Here is a 21,136-nt window from a genome sequence, read left to right on the forward strand (position 1 = left end):
AAAGTGAGGTACTAGGCCAGCCCGAGTGCGCGTTTCACCGGCGCAAAACTGCGGCGGTGATGTGCGGTCGCACCAAGCCGGGCGAGGCTTTCAAGGTGTACCGGCGTCGGATAGCCTTTGTGTTTCGCAAAACCATATTCAGGGAACTGCAGATCCAGTTCAACCATTTCGCGATCGCGGGTCACTTTGGCAAGAATAGATGCCGCACTGATTTCAGCCACCTTACTGTCGCCTTTCACCACGGCCTGTGAGGCCATCGGCAGTTTCGGGCAACGGTTACCGTCAATCAACACCATATCCGGCGTCAGTGCCAGACCGGCGACGGCTCTTTGCATGGCCAGCATTGTGGCATACAGAATGTTCAGTTCATCAATTTCATGCGGCTCTGCCCGTCCGAGACTCCAGGCCAGCGCCTTTTCTTTGATTTCGATGTATAACGCTTCGCGACGTTTTTCGGTGAGCTTCTTTGAATCCGCCAGCCCCATAATCGGGTTGGCAGGATCGAGTATCACCGCAGCCGTCACCACCGCGCCAACCAGCGGACCGCGGCCAACTTCATCCACACCGGCAATACACACGGCCTGCGGATAAACAAATAATTCACTCATCGGTTTGCCAGCTCCATTACGGCCTGAGCGGCCTGCTCATCAGCATTACGGCGAATGCTTTCATGCAATTCCAGGAAAATTGTACGCAATTCCTCACTTTTTTCACCGCCTGCCAGTAAAGGCAGAAGTGCGGCTGAAAGCTTTTCCGGTATGCATTCGGTTTGCAGTAATTCGGTGACAATTTCCCGTCTTGCCAGCAGATTTGGCAAGGAAACATAAGGGGTTTTCACCAGACGTTCCGCCAGCCAATAGGTAACAGGCTTCATGCGATACCCTACGACCATCGGGCATTTCGCCAGCATGCACTCGAGCGCAGCAGTGCCAGATGCCAGAAGAGCAGCATCGCTGGCAATCATCGCTTCACGCCCTTTGCCATCAAGCAAATGCGCAGGCAGATCAGGCGCAATCTCAGCCTTGATACGCTCGAATTGCTCGCGACGCCTGGCGTTAACCAGCGGCACCACGATGTGCAAATCAGGGTAAGTCTGTCGCAGCTGTAACGCTGTCTTAAGGAAATCCGCGCTGAGCATTTCGACTTCGGCATGACGACTTCCCGGCAATAATGCCAGGCAATGCACATCGTCAGGGATCCCAAGCGTTGCGCGGGCCGCCAGCTTATCCGGATGCAAAGGCATTGCATCCGCCATCGTGTGACCGATGAAACGGCAGGGAACGTTAAATTTGTCGTAAAACGCTTTTTCGAAAGGCAGGAATGCCAGTACTAAGTCAGTTGCTTTCCCGATTTTGAAAACACGTTTTTGTCGCCAGGCCCATACGGAAGGGCTGACATAATGAATCGTGCGGATACCACGCTGTTTCAGGCGGCCTTCCAGTGTGATATTGAAGTCGGGAGCATCAATGCCCACGAAAACATCAGGCTGAAGTTCGCTGAAACGTCGGGTGAGGTCTTTGCGGATTTTCAACAGGCGTGGCAGCCGTTCTAACACTTCTACCACGCCCATCACAGCCAGCTCTTCCATTTCGTACCAGGCTTCACATCCTTCCGCCTGCATCAGCGGACCTGCAACCCCTACAAAACGGGCATCAGGATGATGTTTTTTCAGGGCTCGAATCAGCCCGGCGCCAAGAATGTCACCGGACGTTTCACCGGCCACCAGGCCAATTGTCAGAACAGGCTTTTGCATTGTTTTCCGTAGCGCAAATCAGCGAATAATGCCGCGCGTTGAGCGGGCAAAGAAATCACTGAATGGTTTAGCTTTCGGGAATTCAGCCGTAATAGCCGCGATTTCCGGTTGTGCTTCTTCCAGCGTTTTACCGCTGCGATACAGTAGCTTGTAAGCATTACGGATAGCGTGCAAATCGGCTTTTTCGAAGCCACGACGCTTAAGCCCCTCAATATTGATACCGAAAGGTGTGGCATGGTTGCCCTGCGCAATGACAAACGGAGGGACATCCTGGGCAACGCCAGAACAACCGCCGACCATCACGTGTGCGCCGATAATGCAGAACTGGTGCACGGCTGTCATGCCGCCGATGATAGCAAAATCATCCACTTCGACATGGCCACCGAGGGTCGCGTTGTTGGCCAGAATACAACGATTTCCAATGACACAATCGTGGGCAATGTGCGCGTTAACCATCAACAAGTTATCGCTGCCCACTTTTGTCAGACCACCGCCCTGAACGGTACCACGATGAATGGTAACGCTTTCACGAATATTGTTGCGATCGCCGACCTCAACGCGTGTTGGTTCACCGGCATATTTCAGATCCTGGTTAATTTCACCAATAGAGACGAACTGGAAGATGCGGTTATCGCGACCAATCTTGGTCACGCCATTAAGAACTACGTGTGATTTAAGCTCAGTACCTTCTCCGATTTCTACCTGGGAACCCACGTAGCAGAAAGGACCGATATGCACTCCGGCACCGATAACGGCACCGTCTTCAACAATAGCGCTTGGATGAATAAAGGCGGTTTTGTCTATCATGTATTAGGACTCCCGGCGACGGGCGCACATCATTGATGCCTCGCAAGCTATCTCACCATCAACTTTCGCGACACCTTTAAAACGAGCAACGCCACGACGCTCTTTAATGAATTCAACTTCCAGAACCATCTGGTCACCTGGCAGGACCGGACGTTTAAAGCGTGCATCGTCGATTGCTGCAAAATAATACAATTCGCCCGGTTCCAGTTTTCCTACGCTTTTAAACGCCAGAATGCCGGTGGCCTGAGCCATCGCTTCCAGAATCAAAACGCCAGGGAAAATTGGCTTGCCCGGGAAGTGCCCCTGGAAGAACGGTTCGTTAAAAGAAACGTTTTTCACAGCACGTAAAAATTTCCCTTTCTCAAAATCCAGCACGCGATCAACCAGTAAAAACGGGTAACGGTGTGGCAGTAAATCCAGTATCTCTTCAATACGCAGAGTATGAGTGTCAGTAGTCAAAATACTCTTCCTGTCTATAAAAAACTGATGGCATCAATAACACGGCCTGCCAGACCCCAAAAAAAGGTCATCAGGCAGGCCGCAAATAGGAACGTATGTCGCAGGTTCACTCAACAAAGGGAACACAAAGCGCCACCGTAAATGGTAATTAATCTTTTTCGATTTTACGCTCGACAGCTTTCAAGCGCTTATTCATCTCATCAATATTCATTACCAACGCAGCCGTCTTACGCCAAACTTTATTCGGTTGTAACGGAATACCGGAGGAGTATACCCCAGGTTCGGTGATTGGTCGCATCACCATTCCCATTCCTGTTACGACAGCCTGGTCACAAATCTCCATGTGACCGTTGATAACACTGGCTCCACCGATTTGGCAGTAGCGTCCAATTTTCAGACTACCGGCCATGATAACACCGCCAGCCACCGCCGTATTGTCTCCAATCACGACGTTGTGTGCAATCTGGCATTGGTTATCAATGATAACGCCGTTGCTGATAATGGTGTCATCCAGCGCGCCACGGTCGATGGTCGTGCAAGCACCAATCTCAACGCGATCGCCAATGATGACGGTGCCAAGCTGAGGAATTTTGATCCAGTTGCCGCGATCGTTGGCATAACCGAAACCATCAGAACCGATCACCGTACCTGACTGGATCAGGCATTGCTCACCAATTTCAACGCGATGATAAATAGAAACATTGGCCCACAGACGTGTGCCCGCTCCTATTTTTGCCTCTTTACCGATAAAGCAGCCAGCGCCGATGACAACGTTGTCACCCAGCACGACGCCTGATTCGATGACTGCATTTGCGCCAACCGAGACATTCTTACCTAACGAAGCACTGTCTGAAATCACTGCACTTGCAGCAATATCCTGTGCCGGTGCTGGAGTGGTATCCAACAGTTGCGCCATGCGTGCATAGGTCAGGTAAGGGTTTTTAACCACTAATGCCGCTGTCGGGCAAAATGGCAGATCCGCTTCCGTCAACACTACGGCACCTGCGGTACAGGAGGCCAACTGTTCACGGTAACGGCTGTTTGATAAAAACGTGATTTGCTCAGAGTGTGCGGAATGCATTGAAGCAACGCCGGTGATGGCAATTTCGCCATCACCGTGCAATTGTGCATCCAACTGCTGTGCGAGATCAGCCAGTCGAATTGAAGACATGTTTATTTAACCTGTTTCAGCACATCAGCAGTAATATCTTTGTCATTGCTTGCGTACGCAACAGCGTTAGCATCGATAACAACATCATAACCTTCTTTGCTGGCAACAGCTTTCACAGCATCCTGAATACGGCTCAGGATTTTGTTACGTTCTTCACCCTGACGGCGACGGTTATCTTGATCGAATTGCTGCGCTTTAGCAGAGAACGCTTCACGCTGAGCCATTACATCCTTCTCAAGTTTAGCGCGATCGCTGGCTTTCATTGTTGAGCCATCACGTTGCAGACGCTGCATTTTGGTTTGCAGATCACGTTCCTGAGCTTGCAGGTCTGTCGCACGGCTTTTGAACTCGTTTTCCAGCTGTTTTGCCACAGCATCACGAGCAGGCATTTGTTGGAAAATGCTAGCAACGTTAACGATAGCAATTTTATCAGCAGCCTGAACGCTAGCTGAAGAAGCCATAACTAAACCGAGGCCTGCGGCATATAACCACTTTTTCACTATAAACTCCTTCCATCACCCGTTGTGCCATATGGCACAGTAAATTACACAAAACACCTGAAATCAAAACAATACACGGGCCGAAACCCGTGTATCAGATCCAGCATCAGGCCATTGCGATTCTGCTGAATAAACTCTTTGCAAACAAAACGTTACCAAGTTTTACCAATGTTAAACTGGAACTGTTCCGCTTTGTCGCCTTCGTATTTCTTAACGGGCTGTGCGTAAGAGAACACCAGCGGCCCCAGAGGAGACTGCCACTGCAACGCCAGACCAGAAGACACACGAATGTTGCCAGGCTTACTATAATCAGGCACACCCGCTGCAAGAGTTTGCGGCGTGTTTTCCCAACCCGTATCCCAGACTGTACCGCTATCCACGAACAGAGACGTACGCAATGAGTTAGCATATTTTTCGCTAACAAACGGAGTTGGAACAATCAGTTCCGCACTCAGAATGGCCATTGCGTTACCGCCTACTGCATCGCTCGAGTTATCAATCGGGCAGGTGCTGTACGAGGTATTAGCCGTAGTACATTTGTAATAAGCTGCTTTCGGACCGATGGTGTTCGACTGGAAACCACGAACACTGCTTGAACCGCCGGCATAGAAGTTGTCATAGAACGGCACTTCTTTGCCACCCAGACCATCCGCATAACCTGCGCGCGCGCGTCCCATCAGTACCCAATCACGATCCTGATTCAATGGCATATAGCTGGTTGAATCGAAAGTGATTTTGTAATATTCGTTATCGGAACCCGGCACGGTAACTTTACCGTTCAGGCTGGCTTTGGTCCCTGAAGTCGGGAAGTAACCACGGTCAAGGTTGTTATAACCCCAACCCAGATTCACGAAGAAGTCGTTAGCACTGAAATCCGCATCCGCATTATCACTGGTCGTGACCGCAGGGTTAAGCCCTACAGAATTCAGATAACGGAACATCGCGATCTGAGGTTCCATATTGGACAGATCGTTGTGTACGTAATCTAGGCCCAAGCGCAATGAGTTGTTTTCATTGATTGGGAAGCCAAGATTACCACCGACGCCATAACTTCTGTTGGTGTAACTAGACAGGTCCGCATTATCTGCTTTGAAGTCGTTATAGAAAATACGACCACCCAGACTCACACCGTCAACGGTAAAGTACGGGTCAGTAATGGTAAACTCTGCATAGGTCTGGTAGTCATTTTTCGTACCGCTGATGCCTACGGAATTACCCGTACCCAGCCAGTTGTCCTGCTGGACACCGACCTGGAAGCTGACACCACTTTCAGTACCGTAGCCGACACCAAAGTTGAAAGTACCGGTATTGCGTTCTTTCACTTTGTAGACTACATCAACCTGATCCGGTGTACCTGGAACACGCTGCGTATCCACATCAACAGTTTCGAAGTAACCCAGACGGTTCAGACGCTCTTTGCCTTTGTCGACCAGATCATTACCTAACCAGGCACCTTCCATCTGGCGCATCTCACGGCGCAGGACGCTGTCTTTGCTGGTATCGTTACCTTCAAAACGGATATGGCGCACGTAGAAACGGTTCCCTGCATCAACATTGATATGCAGCTTAACCGTTTTGTCAGCATCGTTAATTTCTGGCTGAGTGACCACGCGTGGATAGGCATAACCATAGCGCCCCAACATCTGTTTGATGTCGTTTTCCATTTTGGTGACTTTAGCGCCGTTATACAGCTCGCCCTTATTAATTTTAGTCAGGCTCTGAACTTCTGCTGAATGGCCAGCCATATTGCCGGCAACTTCAACACCAGAAAGCTTGTACTGCTCACCTTCTGTAATGTTCAGCGTAATGTAGATGCCTTTTTTATCCGGCGTCAGGCTTACCTGAGTCGAATCAATGTTGAAACGGGCATAACCGCGATCCAGATAAAAACTACGCAAGGTTTCAAGGTCACCCGCCAGCTTTTGTTTCTGGTATTTACGGTCACCGACCACGTTCCACCATGGCACTTCATCACGCAGTTGGAAACGTGAAATCAGGTCATCAGTCGTGAATGCATGGTTACCAACGATGTTTATCTGCTGAATTTTTGCAGAAACACCTTCGGTGAAGACCAGTTTCAGGTCAACACGGTTGCGCGGTAAAGGCGTGACAACCGCTTTTACCGATGCACTGTATTTGCCGACGCTGTAATAGAAGTCTTCCAGGCCTTTTTCGATACTACCGATGGTTGTACGGTCAAGCGCTTCGCCAACACGGACGCCAGAGGCTTCCAGGTTTTGTTTCAGCATATCGTCTTTCACCGACTTGTTACCGGAGAAAGTAATGCTGGCAATAGTTGGACGTTCTTTAACCTGAACAATCAGAGAATCACCATCGCGCAGGACGCGGACGTCCTCAAAGTTGCCAGTGGCAAACAATGCACGAATGGTATTACTGATATCATCGTCAGTTACCGTATCACCGACGCGAACCGGCATATTGAGTAACGCCGCACCGACGGCAACTCGCTGAAGGCCTTCGAAATGAATATCTTTCACGACGAAACCGTCTGCACCGTATACGGTGGCGCTGCCAAACAGCAGCGACGCTATGAGCAACTTTTTGATCGCCATCGTTGTTATGCGTTCTTCCTAACCTAATCTCCGGTCTTAAAGACGGGAGAAATCATTGAAAAGTGCAAGCCCCATTACCATGAACAGCAGAACTGCGCCTATCCGGTAACTGAAGTTTTGAACTCGCTCGGAAACTGGCCCACCTTTAAGCTTCTCTATTGCCAGAAAAACCAGGTGTCCGCCATCTAATATCGGTAATGGGAACAGGTTGACGATACCGAGATTGACACTAATCAGTGCCAAAAACGTCAGGTATGACACTAACCCATATTCTGCTGACACTCCGGCACCCTGTGCGATGGATATTGGGCCACTCAGATTGTTCAGCTTCACATCACCCGTAATCAACTTGCCCAGCATCTTGACCGTAAGCTTCATCAACTGCCAGGTTTTATCACCTGCCTCGTAAAAAGCGACAAACGGACCATACTGGCGGGTCGTTTTATACTCATCAGGCAATGGTATTACTTTAGGAACCACCCCAGCAAAACCTTGCTCTGCACCTTTACCTGCCGACCGTGTTTCCGGCGTGAGCATCAGGCTAAGTACAGAACCATTGCGCTCAATGTCCAGTGCAATTGGCTTGCCCGGATTATCACGCACCTGCATGGCAAAAGAACGCCAGTTTGCCAAAACCTGACCATCAACTTTAACGATCCGGTCTCCTGCTTGCAAACCCGCTTTTTGCGCTGCAGAACCTGCCTGTACTTCCGCTAACACGGACTCAACCTGCGGGCCGCGAGGAATAATACCCAGCGCAACCACTGGATCCTGAGTTTCAGGATCAAACTTCCAGTCCCGCAAATCCAGAGTCTTTTCAACCACCGCTGAAGAGCCAAACTGTGCTACACCCACAGTCATTTGACCGTTCCCAATTTCACCCATTAACGACAGGCGAATTGAATCCCAATCAGGCGTTTCGATACCACCGACAGACTTTAGTTCCATCCCGGGTAAAATATTGGATTGTGCTGCAATCGACTGCGGCGTGATTTCAGCAACAACCGGTCGTACGGTTGGAACACCGATAATGAAAATCAGCCAGTACGCAAAAACGGCGAAAATGAAATTGGCTACTGGCCCCGCAGCAATGATAGCCGCACGTTGCCATACCGTTTTGCTATTGAAAGTAAGATGGCGCAATTCGGCCGGAACGGTCTCCAGGCGTTCGTCGAGCATTTTGACGTAACCACCCAGAGGAATAATAGCCAGGACATATTCGGTTCCATGGCGATCTGTGCGGCGCCAAAGTGCACGGCCAAAACCGACCGAGAAGCGCTCAACACGTACGCCACAGCGACGAGCAACCCAGAAATGGCCAAACTCGTGCACGGTGATAAGCACCCCCAATGCAACGATAAAGGCGGCCAGACTCCAAAGTATGTTCATCATATGCCCAACTATTCCTTAGAAAACTTCACTGTCTGCAACGGATTAATACACTAACAGCATCAGACAAGCGAATACAGGAACCGCAGCCGTCAGACTGTCAATACGATCCAGTATTCCACCATGACCTGGGATCATATGGCCGCTGTCTTTGATTCCTGCCTCACGTTTGAACATGCTCTCAGTCAAATCCCCGAGCACAGAAGCCAGTGCCGCAGCAACGGAGCAAATCAATAAGATTGCAGGCTGTACACTAAGCGGTGCATAACGACCAAACAGCCACGCTATCAGGGCGGACGTTAAAAGCCCACCGATAAACCCTTCCCAGGTTTTGCCCGGAGAGACTTTGGGTGCGAGTTTATGCTTGCCAAATAATTTACCAAACAGGTAAGCGCCGGAATCTGCTCCCCACACGAGTAGCATCACATATAACAACCACCATGCGCCAGTATGATGGTTTTCCGCGTAACCATACTGACGCAATGCGACCATGCCCCAGAAGAACGGCACGATCGTGAGCACACCAAATAAGACCCGCAGCACGCGGGAGTGACGCCAGAAACTGGCTGTCGCCGGGTAGCCAATGACTAACACCAAAGCCATACACCACCAGACAAGTGCTGCCCACAAAGAGCCACCGACCTGCAATAGATGCACACTTTGCTGGTAAGCCGGAATACTCAGCATCATCGCGGCCAGCAGGAAACCACACAGTATAGCCAGCCAGATACGCTGGTTACGTGTTGCCAGTCCGGCTAATTGCCCCCATTCCCACGCAGCCAGCATACACACAACCAGTGTCACGATGGCAAAACCTACAGGTGGCAGTAAAAAGAGCGCTGCGATAACAATCGGTATTAAAATCAGAGCTGTGATAATGCGATACTTCAGCAAATGTTCTCCCTAGGGCGCATCAGCGCCGATAGGTGTAGTCCCCCCGAAACGGCGCTCACGTTGTGCAAAAGCAGTAAGTGCGCCTTCAAAGGTATTTTCATCAAAATCAGGCCAGAGGACATCGGTAAAATAGAGTTCCGCATAGGCAATTTGCCACAACAAAAAGTTACTAATCCTATGTTCCCCACCGGTTCTGATCACCAAATCGACAGGTGCCAGTTCGCTCATACAGACTGCTGTATTTAGCAACTCCTCTGTAATCTGCTCTGCCCGTAGTGTACCTGCTTCCACCTGCCCGGCCAGTGCCTTAACGCCTTGAATAATATCCCATCGGCCACCGTAATTTGCAGCGATGTTCAGCGTCAGACCGTCATTATTTTGAGTCAGTGTTTCTGAACGACGGATTCGTTCCTGAAGGCGAGAGCTAAAACGACTGACATCGCCAATGATCCGCAGCCTGACATTATGCTTGTGCAAGCTTTTGACTTCACTGTCTAATGCGCGCACAAACAGTTCCATCAATGCAGAAACTTCCTGAGCCGGTCGGTTCCAGTTCTCACTACTAAAGGCATAAAGCGTGAGCGCATCGAGATGATGGCTGGCCGCGAAGCTAACCGCTTTGCGTACTGATTTCACTCCCGCTTTATGACCAAATACCCTCATTTTTCCCTGACGTTTTGCCCAGCGCCCGTTCCCGTCCATGATGATGGCAACATGACGAGGTTGAGAGCAACACATATCAGACATCTGTTGATTATCGAGGGACATAACGCGTACTCATTTCCTTTTATCAGAACACAACGGCTTTCCAACTGGCATAACACTTTTCTGGTTTACACCACAACGGTTAGCTGGCTCTGCACCTTTTAACGCTGGTGCGGCAACACGCGCAAAAAAGCCGTGTCTCCCTTTCAGGCACGGCTTCCACTGACAGATTGCCGATTCCACCTGTGACTTCCAGGCTCTGAAAAGCCAAATCGACTATCAGCATGGCGCAGACTATACCATTTCAATGTGATGCTAACAAACTGCTGCATAAGCACTAAAATGACCTACAGCGCAAATGCGCGAAGTTTCTCTCTTGCAACCGAGCGCGCCTGTGCATCAATCGCCAACACTTCCTCTACAGAATCAGGTTCAGCATTCACTAACTGCTCCATAACCTGACGGTTGAGGGCGGAAATATCCGTAAAACGAATTTCGCCATTCAGGAATGCCGCGACAGAAACTTCATTTGCCGCATTAAGTGCCGTTGTTGCCGCCTGTCCTGTATTACTGGCCTCGATAGCAAGTTGCAGGCAAGGATAGCGTGCGTAATCCGGGGATCCAAAGGTCATCGCACCCATTTTACAAAAATCCAGCGCTTCAACTTCCGTTGCCACTCGTTGCGGGTAAGCCATTGCGTGCGCAATTGGAGTACGCATATCGGGTGAGCCCAACTGAGCCAGCACACTCCCATCACAATAGCGAACCATTGAATGGATCACCGATTGTGGATGGATGATCACCTCCATTTCAGCTGCGGATGCGTTGAACAACCATCGGGCCTCAATATATTCAAGGCCTTTGTTCATCATGGTTGCCGAATCGACTGAGATTTTACGCCCCATCGACCAGTTAGGGTGAGCACAAGCTTGATCCGGTGTGACATCGCGGAACTGGCTCAACGGCCTCTCCCTGAATGGGCCGCCGGATCCCGTCAGGACGATGCGTGAAATCCCGTGTTCGCGCAGGGAAGCATACCCCAGCTGTTTTTGAACAGATTCAGGCAAACTCTGGAAAATAGCATTGTGTTCACTGTCGATTGGCAGCAATTGAGACTGACTATGGCGGACAGCTTCCATAAAAATGCGTCCACAGGTCACCAGGGACTCTTTGTTCGCCAAAAGCACCTGCTTGCCGGCCCGGACAGCCGCCAGAGTAGGAAGCAGACCGGCAGCACCGACAATGGCAGACATCACTTGATCGACATCATCAAGCGCAGCCAGCTCAATGGCTGCATCCGGGCCGGAGAGAACTTCGGTACGGCTCCCGTGTTCAGCCAGAATCGTACGCAACGCACGGGCAGAAGCTTCATCGGCCATCGAGGCATAATCAGGATGGAACTCAAGGCATTGCTGCGCCATAACGTCAACATTGCGCCCGGCAACCAGAGCTTTAACAGAAAAATAGTCAGGATTAGATCTGACAACGGAAAGCGTGCTGGTGCCGACAGATCCTGTCGAACCAAGAATAGTCATTTGTTTCATGAAAATGCCCGGGGTAGCGCTCGTAAATTCGGAAAGTGCACAGTCTGAAACCTCTTATCTGGCTTGTCTATGAGATTGTGCAAACAGATAAAAGAATTAAAAGCCCGTTAAAAACAAAGCGCCGCAATTGCGGCGCTTTGGCAGAGATGAAAGCCGGATTAGAACTCCATCAACTCGGCTTCTTTTTCAGCTAACGCAACGTCGATTTTCTTGATGAAAATGTCGGTCAGTTTCTGAATATCGTCCTGAGAACGGCGATCTTCATCTTCGCTGATTTCTTTATCTTTCAGCAGTGCTTTAGTTTTGTCGTTAGCATCGCGGCGGACATTACGCACAGAAACACGGCCCTGCTCTGCTTCGCCACGAACAACTTTAATGAGGTCTTTACGACGCTCTTCAGTCAGTGCTGGCAATGGAACGCGGATGGTCGCGCCCGCAGAAGATGGGTTCAGACCCAAATCAGATGTCATGATCGCTTTTTCCACAGCCGCGCTGATAGAGCGGTCAAATACGGAAATAGCCAAAGTACGGGAATCTTCAACCGTTACCTGAGCCAGCTGGCGCAGTGGTGTAGATGAACCATAGTAATCGACCATGATGCCATCCAGGATGCCTGGAGAAGCGCGGCCGGTACGGATTTTGCTGATATGCGTTTTGAATGCTTCAACGCATTTATCCATACGGATTTCAGCGTCTTTTTTGATTTCGTTAATCACGTTGTGAACCCTTGAAAGCTGGTTACCTGGCAGACCATAACATCAGTATAGTCCGTGAATACTTATGCCAGCACAGGCTGGCTGAACGGTATGTTCAATTGTGAAGGATCACTCCGCGTTAGAAATCAGCGTCCCTTCATTTTCACCCATCACCACACGGCGCAGTGCGCCCGGTTTGTTCATGTTGAAAACACGAATTGGCAGATTGTGATCGCGGGCCAGTGTAAACGCCGCCAGATCCATCACTTTCAATTCCTGTTCCAACACTTCCTGATAGGTCAATTTTTCGTACAGTGTCGCTTCCGGATTTTTCACCGGGTCGGCGGAATAAACACCGTCGACTTTGGTGGCTTTTAATACCACATCGGCTTCGATTTCGATACCACGCAGGCAGGCTGCTGAGTCAGTGGTAAAGAAAGGATTGCCGGTACCGGCGGAGAAAATCACCACGCGGTTATGACGCAACAGGCTGATCGCTTCAGCCCAGCTGTAATTATCACAAACACCGTTCAAAGGGATTGCGGACATCAAACGTGCGTTAACATAAGCACGGTGTAACGCGTCACGCATCGCCAGACCATTCATGACAGTCGCCAGCATACCCATATGGTCGCCTACAACACGATTCATGCCAGCCTGCGCCAGACCCGCACCGCGGAACAAGTTACCGCCGCCGATCACAACGCCTACCTGAATGCCGAGTTCGACCAGCTCTTTCACTTCCTGAGCCATACGATCTAATACACTCGCGTCGATACCAAAACCTTCACTGCCCTGCAGGGCTTCGCCACTGAGTTTGAGCAGGATACGCTGATAAACGGGTTTCGCATTGGTAGCCATGGTGTCTGTCCTAGAAGCAATGTGTCTTAATGGATAGTCGGTCTTTACATCATAGCGCTGTCTGGATGACCACACGCACAATGCAATGGGAATTTGGGGCTGGATAAAACGGAACCGCCCTTTCGCAGCGGTTCCATTTTAGGTGTATCAGATACTGATTAAGACTGTTTAGTCATTGCTGCAACTTCAGCAGCAAAGTCAGTCTCAACTTTCACGATACCTTCGCCCACTTCGAAGCGGATGAAGTTAACAACCTCAGCGTTGTGCTCTTTCAGAACCTGGCCCACAGTTTTGCTTGGGTCGATAACGAAAGGCTGACCAGTCAGAGAAACTTCGCCGGTGAATTTCTTCATGCGGCCTTCAACCATTTTCTCTGCGATTTCTTTAGGCTTGCCAGACTGCATAGCGATGTCCAACTGTACCTGGTACTCTTTTTCAACAACTTCAGCAGACACGTCTTCTGGTTTAACAAATTCAGGCTTGCTTGCAGCAACGTGCATAGCGATTTGTTTAACCAGATCTTCGTCAGCGCCTTTAGCTGCGATCAGAACACCGATACGTGCGCCGTGCAGGTAGCTACCCAACACTTCGCCTTCCAAGGAAGAAACGCGACGAATGTTGATGTTTTCACCGATTTTTGCGACCAGAGCAACACGCTCTTCTTCGAATTGTGCTTTCAGCACTTCAACGTCGGTGATTTTGCCTGCAACCGCAGCGTCCAATACTTTATCAGCGAAAGCCTGGAAACCACCGTCTTTAGCAACGAAGTCAGTCTGGCAGTTAACTTCCAGAATCACACCGTAGTTGCCTTCGATTTTGGTTTTGATCACGCCGTCAGCAGCTACATTGCCTGCTTTTTTCGCCGCTTTGATCGCGCCAGATTTGCGCATGTTTTCAATTGCCAGCTCGATGTCGCCGTTAGCTTCAACCAGAGCTTTCTTACAATCCATCATGCCCGCGCCAGTACGTTCGCGCAGTTCTTTTACCAGAGCAGCGGTAATATCAGCCATTGTGTTTTCCTCGATTATCTCAGTGCAAAACGGGGTTTTGCGGTGAGATATTTCTCGCATTTAAGATAAGCAAAGGGGGCCAATAAAGGCCCCCTAACCAACATATTTCAATACCTGGTTAATAAGGGCTCAGCTGAGCTTGCCTTATTATTCAGCTTCTACGAAGCTTTCTTCTGCCTGAACAGCCAGATCTTGCGAACGGCCTTCACGGACAGTGGCAGCAACAGCGCTCAGGTACAGATTTACTGCACGGATTGCGTCATCGTTACCTGGGATAACAAAGTCAACGCCATCCGGATCGGAGTTGGTATCAACAATGGAGAATACCGGGATACCCAGGTTGTTAGCTTCTTTGATTGCAATGTGTTCATGATCGGCGTCGATGACGAACAGAGCATCAGGAAGACCACCCATATCCTTGATACCACCCAGGCTGTTTTCCAGCTTAGCCAGTTCACGAGTACGCATCAGCGCCTCTTTCTTGGTCAGCTTTTCGAAAGTACCGTCCTGAGACTGAATTTCCAGATCTTTCAAACGTTTGATGGACTGACGAACGGTTTTCCAGTTAGTCAGCATGCCGCCCAACCAACGATGGTTCACGAAGAACTGGTCGCAGTTGTGTGCAGCTTCTTTTACCGCTTCGCTTGCTGCGCGTTTAGTACCAACGAACAGGATCTTACCTTTACGGGAAGAAATCTTCTGCAACTCAGCCAGAGCTTCGTTGAACATTGGAACAGTTTTCTCAAGGTTAATGATGTGAACCTTGTTACGAGCGCCGAAGATGAAAGGCTTCATTTTCGGGTTCCAGTAACGGGTTTGGTGACCGAAGTGAACACCGGCCTTGAGCATATCGCGCATGGAAACAGTTGCCATGATAAAACCTCTATTAAGTAGTTGGGGTTATGCCTCCACGTATCCCATACAACCGACCCAGCAGAACGAATCCCCAAGGCACCCCGGCGTATGTGTCGATACGTGTGTGTTATGTACACATATGAGTGAGTTTTGGCTTTAATCCCTCAGCGCCATAAGACACAGAGCGGATTGCCGGCGCGCTTTATATCATAAATAACGCCCAGGCAGCAACTTTTGTTCACCGGGTAGCTTCCCGGAAAATGATAGTTTGGCAGCAAATATCAGGGCTGATACCATAAGCCACAGCTAATTATTGACGACATCGGTGTAGAAATAAAGCACGCCCGATGCACAGAACCTGCAGGAAAACTCATGGCAATTTCAATCAAAACCCCTGAAGACATCGAAAAAATGCGCGTCGCTGGCCGTCTGGCTGCGGAAGTGCTGGAAATCATTGAGCCTTACGTCAAACCTGGCGTCAGCACTGGCGAACTGGATCGCATTTGTGCCGATCACATCGTGAACAAACAAAAAGCAGTTTCAGCATGTCTGGATTACCACGGTTTTCCTAAATCGGTGTGCATTTCGATTAACGAAGTGGTGTGTCACGGTATCCCGAGCGAAGACAAAATCCTTAAAGATGGCGACATCGTCAATATCGACGTCACCGTCATTAAAGACGGTTTCCACGGCGATACCTCTAAAATGTTCATCGCAGGCAAACCGACCATCCTTGGCGAGCGTCTTTGCCGTATCACGCAGGAAAGCCTTTATGTCGCTCTGCGTATGATCAAACCGGGCATCCGTTTGCGCACGCTGGGTAAAGAAATTCAGAAATTCGTTGAAGCAGAGAAATTCTCCGTTGTTCGCGAATATTGTGGCCACGGCATCGGCGAAGGTTTCCATGAAGAACCTCAGGTTCTGCATTACGATGCAGATGACGGTGGCGTTGTGCTGCAGGCTGGTATGGCATTCACCGTTGAGCCGATGGTTAACGCCGGTGATTTCCGTATCCGTACGATGAAAGACGGCTGGACAGTAAAAACTAAAGATCGCAGCTTGTCGGCTCAGTACGAGCATACTATTGTGGTGACTGATAACGGTTGTGAAATTATGACGCTGCGTAAGGATGACACAATCCCGGCTATCCTGACGCACGATTAACAGTCACCGTTCGGCAAGGGCGGTATAAATCTGTGAATCAAACCGGCGAAAGCCGGTTTTTTTATCGTTCATGTTTCCTGGTCACTTACGTGTAGGAATAGGCTGCATATATATGATTGAAAACTTCTCTGCTGAAAAGAGCCTGCCATCGCAAACCACGCAGGATCTCACCCGCGTTTTCCCGCCACAGCCAGCCTCGCCTTCAGCCTATCCGGATGACGATTTAAACCGTCAAAGCCTCAAACAACATATGGAGCAATTCCAGGCCTGGCTTGCAGAAGCTTTCAATGCAGGGCAGCGCGCCGAAGAGCTGGTGGAAGCCCGGACGCATTACATTGATCAATTGCTGCAGCGTCTGTGGACATTCTACGGCTTCGATAATATCCCCGAAACGGCGATGGTGGCCGTCGGTGGCTACGGCCGCGGTGAGTTGCACCCATTATCTGATATCGATGTGCTGGTGCTCAGCCAGAAGCGCCTCAACGATGAGCAGGCGCTGCGTATTGGTGAACTGATCACCCTGTTGTGGGACGTCAAGCTGGAAGTGGGTCATAGCGTCCGGACACTGGAAGAGTGCCTGCTCGAGGGGCTGGCAGATTTAACCGTCGCCACCAATATGATTGAATCCCGTCTTATTTGCGGTGATGTGGCGCTGTTTCTTAGCATGCAGAAACATATTTTCAGCGACGGTTTTTGGCCTTCACCAAACTTCTTTCGTGCAAAAATTGCAGAGCAAAATGAACGCCATCAGCGCTACCACGGCACCAGCTATAACCTTGAACCCGACATCAAAAGCAGCCCCGGCGGGCTGCGCGATATTCACACCATCTTGTGGGTAGCGCGTCGCCATTTTGGTGCGACCTCACTTGATGAAATGGTGGCATTTGGCTTCCTGACCAAAGCTGAGCGTAACGAGTTGCTGGAATGCCAGAGCTTCCTCTGGCGTATCCGTTTTGCCCTGCATTTGCTGTTGCCACGATACGACAACCGCCTGCTGTTCGACCGACAGCAAAGCGTGGCACAACTCCTGCAATATCAGGGGGAAGGCAACCAGCCCGTTGAACGCATGATGAAAGATTTCTACCGTATGACCCGGCGGGTCGGCGAACTGAATCAGATGTTATTGCAATTGTTTGACGAAGCCATACTGGCGATCGGTCCGAATGAAAAGCCACGGCCATTGGACGAGCATTTTCAGTTGCGGGGCGACCTGATCGATCTGCGCGACGAAACCCTCTTTAGCCGCCGTCCGGAAACCATTATCAGCATGTTTCATCTGATGGTTCGCCATCGTGAAATCAAAGGGATTTATTCCACGACTGTGCGGGTGCTGCGTCATGCCCGCCGTCATCTCAAAGAGCCGCTATGCATGATCCCGCAGGCGCGTGAGATGTTTATGTCCATTCTGCGCCATCCGGGCGCAGTGTCACGCGCGCTGGTACCGATGCACCGCCACAGCGTGCTGTGGGCATATATGCCACAGTGGGGGAAAATCGTCGGTCAGATGCAGTTTGATCTGTTCCACGCCTACACGGTTGATGAACATACCATTCGTGTTCTGCAAAAATTAGAAAGTTTCGCCCACGAAGAAACCCGGCCCAAACACCCGTTGTGCGTAGAATTGTACCCACGCCTGCCACAGCCCGAACTGCTGCTGATGGCTGCGCTATTCCACGATATCGCCAAAGGCCGCGGGGGCGATCATTCCATTCTCGGCGCACAGGATGTGCTCGAATTTGCCGAGTTACACGGATTAAATTCCCGTGAAACGCAGTTGGTCGCATGGCTGGTGCGTTGCCACCTGCTGATGTCCGTGACAGCACAGCGCCGCGATATTCAAGATCCCAATGAAATACAACAATTTGCCGCCGAAATGCAGAGCGAAGTTCGTCTGCGTTATCTGGTCAGCCTGACCGTGGCAGATATTTGCGCCACCAATGAAACACTCTGGAACAGCTGGAAGCAGAGCCTGATACGCGAATTGTATTTCGCCACCGAAAAACAGCTGCGCCGTGGCATGCAAAATACACCCGACCTGCGCGAGCGTGTGCGCCATCACCGTCTGCAGGCGCTGGCGTTACTTCGCATGGATAATATTGACGAAGAAGCACTGCACCGGATATGGAGCCGCTGTCGCGCGGATTACTTCCTGCGGCATTCGCCTAGCCAGCTGGCATGGCATGCAAGGCATCTGCTGGCCCACGATTCCACTGAACCGCTGGTGCTGCTCAGCAGTCAGGCAACGCGCGGCGGTACGGAGATCTTTATCTGGAGCCCTGACCGTCCGTATCTGTTTGCCACGGTCGCCGGTGAACTGGACCGACGTAATCTGAGCATTCACGACGCACAGATTTTCACTAACCGTGACGGAATGGCGATGGACACGTTTATCGTGCTCGAACCGGACGGTAGCCCGCTGGCACAAGATCGCCATGAAACTATCCGTTTCGCTCTGGAACAGTCGATGACACAGGCTTACCAGCCACCGCGCGCACGACGCCCTTCACCGAAATTACGCCATTTCAGCGTGCAGACCGAAGTCAGTTTCCTGCCGACGCATACCGATCGTCGCACCTACATGGAACTGGTGGCGCTCGATCAACCGGGCCTGCTGGCACGTGTTGGGGAAGTTTTCTCTGATCTGGGCTTGTCATTGCACGGTGCGCGAATTTCGACCATAGGCGAACGCGTAGAGGACCTATTTATTTTGGCCAACAGCGAGCGCCGGGCGCTGGACAAGCAAACTCGTAAGGAAATCACACGCCGATTAACCGAGGCACTCAACCCTGGCGATAAAATGTGATACAAGTACCATTATCTTTTTAAACCCATTCAGGAAAGAGAACAGGATGCAGCAACTACAAACCGTTATTGAACAAGCCTTCGAGCGCCGTGCAGACATTACTCCGGCTAACGTGGACAGCGTAACGCGCGACGCTATCACTCAGGTTATCAACAAAATTGACAGCGGCGAATTGCGCGTTGCTGAGAAGATTGATGGCGAATGGGTAACGCATCAGTGGCTGAAGAAAGCGGTGCTGCTGTCCTTCAGAATCAATGACAACCAGGTCATGGAAGGCGGTGAAAGCCGTTACTTCGACAAAGTCCCGATGAAATTCGCTGACTACGATGAAGCGCGTTTCCAGCGTGAAGGTTTCCGCGTGGTTCCCCCTGCGGCAGTCCGTAAAGGGGCATTCATCGCACGTAACACGGTACTGATGCCTTCTTACGTCAACATCGGTGCTTACGTTGATGAAGGCACTATGGTAGATACCTGGGCGACGGTAGGCTCTTGTGCTCAGATCGGTAAAAACGTTCACCTGTCAGGCGGCGTGGGCATCGGTGGCGTTCTGGAGCCACTGCAGGCAAACCCGACCATCATTGAAGACAACTGCTTCATCGGCGCACGTTCAGAAATCGTTGAAGGCGTGATCGTCGAAGAAGGCTCTGTGATTTCCATGGGCGTTTACATCGGCCAGAGCACCAAGATTTATGACCGCGAAACCGGCGAAGTCCATTACGGCCGCGTACCTGCGGGTTCCGTCGTGGTTTCCGGCAACCTGCCGTCTAAAGACGGTAAATACAGCCTGTACTGCGCGGTTATCGTGAAGAAAGTGGATGCGAAAACCTTGGGCAAAACTGGCCTGAATGAGTTATTGCGCACCATCGACTAAACTGAAGACTAGCGGGTATTGTTTTGAAAAAAATCACCCGCTATTTTTTTATCTTCCAAACGGCAAACTGTGCAATTAATCAATGATTAAAGCCGCCGTTCAGTTCATCATGACAGTCTGATTTTCTCCTAAACGAAGGTAGCGCTATGTATGACAATCTGAAAAGCCTGGGCATTAATAATCCCGACGATATTGATCGTTACAGCCTGCGTCAGGAGGCCAATAACGATATTCTGAAGATCTATTTCCGCAGAGATAAAGGCGAGTTTTTTGCTAAAAGTGTGAAGTTTAAATATCCACGCCAGCGTAAAACGATCGTCGCTGATAATGCGGGACAAGGTTATAAAGAGATTCATGAAATCAGCCCGAATTTGCGTTATGTGATTGATGAGCTGGATCAAATCTGTCAGCGCGATCAGGTTGAAGTGGATCTGAAACGTAAAATTCTTGATGACCTTCGTCATCTGGAATCCGTTGTAGCGAATAAAATTTCTGAGATTGAATCTGATCTGGAAAAACTCACCAGCGGGCGCTGATAAATTTTTGTCAGAATATTTTGAATACAAAAAAGGTCAGGTTTTTACCTGACCTTTTTTATTACAATGTCCGATGAGCCTGGTGCGGATTTATTTCAGCAACTGACCCCATTTTTCTACCCACGGAATCGCGACAGTTTCTGGTTCAGCCGTTTCCATCGCATCAATTTCCAGTAATTCACCGATACGTGAAGCGCCCTGCTCCTGTAATAAATCGTCCAGCTTATGGCCGCCGCCACAGAAATGATCGTAACTAATATCACCCAGCGCTATTATCCCGTAACGCAGTTCCGGCTGGTAACCGACAGTGTCGCGGATTGCCGCATACAGCGGCGCAATGCTGTCAGGCAAATCGCCCTGACCGGTGGTTGACGTTACTATCAGCACGAAGTGGTTACGATAATACTGCCAGGCTTCCAGCGTACCTTCTTCAAACAGTTTGACCTCATGCCCCTGGCCCTTGAGCACGGTTTCTGCTTCTTCTGCTACCAGTAACGCATTGCCGTACACCGTACCGACAAAAATTCCGACTTCTGCCATGGGCTT

At 50.3% G+C, this 21,136-nt stretch carries 20 protein-coding genes; 4 read left to right on the forward strand and 16 right to left on the reverse strand.

Going from position 1 to position 21,136, the window contains the following annotated elements; all coding sequences use genetic code 11:
* Positions 1-11 precede the first annotated feature (11 nt).
* The 15 genes from rnhB to rpsB all read right to left on the reverse strand — a co-directional run bounded on the left by rnhB (position 12) and on the right by rpsB (position 15,234).
* Positions 12-608 carry a ribonuclease HII gene (rnhB, locus tag CWS43_RS21695; RefSeq protein ID WP_101079207.1) on the reverse strand — a complete coding sequence of 199 codons (597 nt, stop codon included), beginning with the start codon at positions 606-608 and terminating at the stop codon, positions 12-14.
* Positions 605-1,753, reverse strand: coding sequence for a lipid-A-disaccharide synthase (gene lpxB, locus CWS43_RS21700; protein ID WP_101079208.1), 1,149 nt, complete (start codon positions 1,751-1,753; stop codon positions 605-607). The genes rnhB and lpxB overlap by 4 nt, the downstream gene beginning before the upstream one ends.
* Before the next feature lie 18 nt (positions 1,754-1,771).
* The gene (gene lpxA, locus CWS43_RS21705; RefSeq protein ID WP_101079209.1) at positions 1,772-2,560 is read right to left on the reverse strand and encodes an acyl-ACP--UDP-N-acetylglucosamine O-acyltransferase; all 789 of its coding nucleotides are present in this window, start codon (positions 2,558-2,560) and stop codon (positions 1,772-1,774) included.
* A 3-nt stretch (positions 2,561-2,563) separates the two neighbouring features.
* The gene (fabZ, locus tag CWS43_RS21710) at positions 2,564-3,019 is read right to left on the reverse strand and encodes a 3-hydroxyacyl-ACP dehydratase FabZ (protein ID WP_095923207.1); all 456 of its coding nucleotides are present in this window, start codon (positions 3,017-3,019) and stop codon (positions 2,564-2,566) included.
* Positions 3,020-3,167: 148 nt separating this feature from the next.
* Positions 3,168-4,190 (reverse strand): UDP-3-O-(3-hydroxymyristoyl)glucosamine N-acyltransferase, encoded by a 1,023-nt coding sequence (lpxD, locus tag CWS43_RS21715; protein WP_101079210.1) that lies wholly within the window; start codon positions 4,188-4,190, stop codon positions 3,168-3,170.
* Between the two features lie 2 nt (positions 4,191-4,192).
* Positions 4,193-4,690, reverse strand: a complete 498-nt coding sequence (gene skp, locus CWS43_RS21720; RefSeq protein WP_101079211.1) for a molecular chaperone Skp — start codon at positions 4,688-4,690, stop codon at positions 4,193-4,195.
* 152 nt (positions 4,691-4,842) lie between these two features.
* A complete protein-coding gene (gene bamA, locus CWS43_RS21725; RefSeq protein ID WP_101079212.1) occupies positions 4,843-7,263 on the reverse strand; it encodes an outer membrane protein assembly factor BamA in 2,421 nt (806 codons plus the stop codon).
* 36 nt (positions 7,264-7,299) lie between these two features.
* Positions 7,300-8,655 carry a sigma E protease regulator RseP gene (rseP, locus tag CWS43_RS21730; protein WP_101079213.1) on the reverse strand — a complete coding sequence of 452 codons (1,356 nt, stop codon included), beginning with the start codon at positions 8,653-8,655 and terminating at the stop codon, positions 7,300-7,302.
* A gap of 42 nt (positions 8,656-8,697) precedes the next feature.
* The gene (gene cdsA / locus CWS43_RS21735) at positions 8,698-9,546 is read right to left on the reverse strand and encodes a phosphatidate cytidylyltransferase (protein WP_101079214.1); all 849 of its coding nucleotides are present in this window, start codon (positions 9,544-9,546) and stop codon (positions 8,698-8,700) included.
* Positions 9,547-9,555: 9 nt separating this feature from the next.
* Positions 9,556-10,314, reverse strand: coding sequence for a (2E,6E)-farnesyl-diphosphate-specific ditrans,polycis-undecaprenyl-diphosphate synthase (gene ispU / locus CWS43_RS21740; protein WP_101079215.1), 759 nt, complete (start codon positions 10,312-10,314; stop codon positions 9,556-9,558).
* Positions 10,315-10,598: 284 nt separating this feature from the next.
* Positions 10,599-11,795, reverse strand: a complete 1,197-nt coding sequence (ispC, locus tag CWS43_RS21745) for a 1-deoxy-D-xylulose-5-phosphate reductoisomerase (RefSeq protein WP_101079216.1) — start codon at positions 11,793-11,795, stop codon at positions 10,599-10,601.
* Positions 11,796-11,953: 158 nt separating this feature from the next.
* Positions 11,954-12,511: a ribosome recycling factor gene (gene frr, locus CWS43_RS21750; RefSeq protein WP_101079217.1), complete on the reverse strand. Its 558-nt coding sequence runs from the start codon at positions 12,509-12,511 to the stop codon at positions 11,954-11,956.
* A gap of 108 nt (positions 12,512-12,619) precedes the next feature.
* Positions 12,620-13,351 (reverse strand): UMP kinase, encoded by a 732-nt coding sequence (gene pyrH / locus CWS43_RS21755; RefSeq protein ID WP_101079218.1) that lies wholly within the window; start codon positions 13,349-13,351, stop codon positions 12,620-12,622.
* 158 nt (positions 13,352-13,509) lie between these two features.
* Positions 13,510-14,361 (reverse strand): translation elongation factor Ts, encoded by an 852-nt coding sequence (gene tsf / locus CWS43_RS21760; protein ID WP_101079219.1) that lies wholly within the window; start codon positions 14,359-14,361, stop codon positions 13,510-13,512.
* Between the two features lie 147 nt (positions 14,362-14,508).
* Positions 14,509-15,234, reverse strand: coding sequence for a 30S ribosomal protein S2 (gene rpsB, locus CWS43_RS21765; protein ID WP_013574193.1), 726 nt, complete (start codon positions 15,232-15,234; stop codon positions 14,509-14,511).
* A gap of 354 nt (positions 15,235-15,588) precedes the next feature.
* Here rpsB and map point away from each other — a divergent pair, with 354 nt between their 5' ends.
* From map to CWS43_RS21785, 4 genes are all read left to right on the forward strand, one after another.
* Complete coding sequence (gene map / locus CWS43_RS21770; RefSeq protein ID WP_101079220.1) at positions 15,589-16,380, forward strand: type I methionyl aminopeptidase; 792 nt, start codon at positions 15,589-15,591, stop codon at positions 16,378-16,380.
* Positions 16,381-16,492: 112 nt separating this feature from the next.
* The gene (glnD, locus tag CWS43_RS21775) at positions 16,493-19,183 is read left to right on the forward strand and encodes a bifunctional uridylyltransferase/uridylyl-removing protein GlnD (RefSeq protein ID WP_101079221.1); all 2,691 of its coding nucleotides are present in this window, start codon (positions 16,493-16,495) and stop codon (positions 19,181-19,183) included.
* Positions 19,184-19,229: 46 nt separating this feature from the next.
* Positions 19,230-20,054 carry a 2,3,4,5-tetrahydropyridine-2,6-dicarboxylate N-succinyltransferase gene (dapD, locus tag CWS43_RS21780; protein ID WP_101079222.1) on the forward strand — a complete coding sequence of 275 codons (825 nt, stop codon included), beginning with the start codon at positions 19,230-19,232 and terminating at the stop codon, positions 20,052-20,054.
* Positions 20,055-20,200: 146 nt separating this feature from the next.
* The gene (locus tag CWS43_RS21785) at positions 20,201-20,590 is read left to right on the forward strand and encodes a DUF3461 family protein (protein WP_101079223.1); all 390 of its coding nucleotides are present in this window, start codon (positions 20,201-20,203) and stop codon (positions 20,588-20,590) included.
* Between the two features lie 90 nt (positions 20,591-20,680).
* Here CWS43_RS21785 and CWS43_RS21790 read toward each other — a convergent pair whose 3' ends face one another.
* A complete protein-coding gene (locus CWS43_RS21790) occupies positions 20,681-21,130 on the reverse strand; it encodes a flavodoxin (protein WP_101079224.1) in 450 nt (149 codons plus the stop codon).
* Positions 21,131-21,136 lie beyond the last annotated feature (6 nt).

Origin of the sequence: Rahnella sp. AA (assembly GCF_002834385.1) — a bacterium.
Classification (GTDB): domain Bacteria; phylum Pseudomonadota; class Gammaproteobacteria; order Enterobacterales; family Enterobacteriaceae; genus Rahnella.